A 1,016-nucleotide genomic window follows, 5' to 3' on the forward strand; every position below is an offset into this window, starting at 1 on the left:
TTACAAACTCGTTGAGTATTAATCAGTAAACAAGAAGTTCATAAGTACTAATCAAAAAGGCAGAGAGCATGGTACTAAAAGCCCTGCAACTTAAAAGTTTTCTGCTTACCTATCCTTTCTAAGAGATAACTAGATCTAAGTCTAAAGCCTATACTCATCTCCCTCGATGAATTGATTGATGCATTCATTGTTAGTCCCTACTCGCTTGTTTCATTACAACTCTATCGATGTAATGACTACAAATAGTAGTTACAAAAAATAATGTAACTCTAATTACAAAATTAACCTTAGATATTGAATAGAAACACAACATATATAGATTTTTAAATTTCAAAATGAAAGTATTGTTGTGAAAAATTAAGTTGCTGGAATTATTACCGTCATATTAGTGAGCATTGTAATGAATTTTGAAGAAAGTAAATTGAATGACGAACACGTTAATCAATACACACCGAAAATCAATGGTGTGTTAACAAAGAAAGGAAAACCACTTAGTAGCCTGAAGGTTAGCCTTAGTATTGGTTTAAGCACCTCAGGAAAATCAATAGACTTATCAACATTCACAGACAGTACTGGTCGCTTTGAATTTTCTCCAGTCTATGAAAATAAAAACATCATAAGCACTCCTCTTATTGAGCACTATGTAACTATTGTTTTAGTCGCAGAACTCAGTAATGATGAAAGTACTATTATTTGGGAAGGAAGCTTTGATGGTTATAAAATAGAGGATTACGTAAAAAATAACATGGCTAACCTTTCTTGTGACACTGAGAACCCTCTTAAGTACTTTGCTTTTTCAATTGATGATGAAGAAAACGATGACTACTACGTGAACAGTCAATGTAACTTATTTGGTTATATAGACTCTGACTTGTATGGAAATTAAATAATGCACTCATGATGCAACTCCAGTTCCTATGTCTCCTCTTTGGCCATTTACTCACGGTGGTATTGAGTATCGGCTAGATGGAAGTTCTGGCATCTACTTCTGCGCTCATGGACTAGGAAAAAAATCT

Annotated in this window: 1 protein-coding gene; it reads left to right on the forward strand. The window is 33.6% G+C overall.

What is annotated here, in order from left to right; all coding sequences use genetic code 11:
- Positions 1 to 400 precede the first annotated feature (400 nt).
- Complete coding sequence (locus IQR33_RS23795) at positions 401 to 886, forward strand: DUF6795 domain-containing protein (protein WP_047102125.1); 486 nt, start codon at positions 401 to 403, stop codon at positions 884 to 886.
- Positions 887 to 1,016 lie beyond the last annotated feature (130 nt).

Source organism: Vibrio sp. OPT46, from assembly GCF_015163535.1.
In the GTDB taxonomy this organism is placed as follows: Bacteria; Pseudomonadota; Gammaproteobacteria; order Enterobacterales; family Vibrionaceae; genus Vibrio; species Vibrio alginolyticus.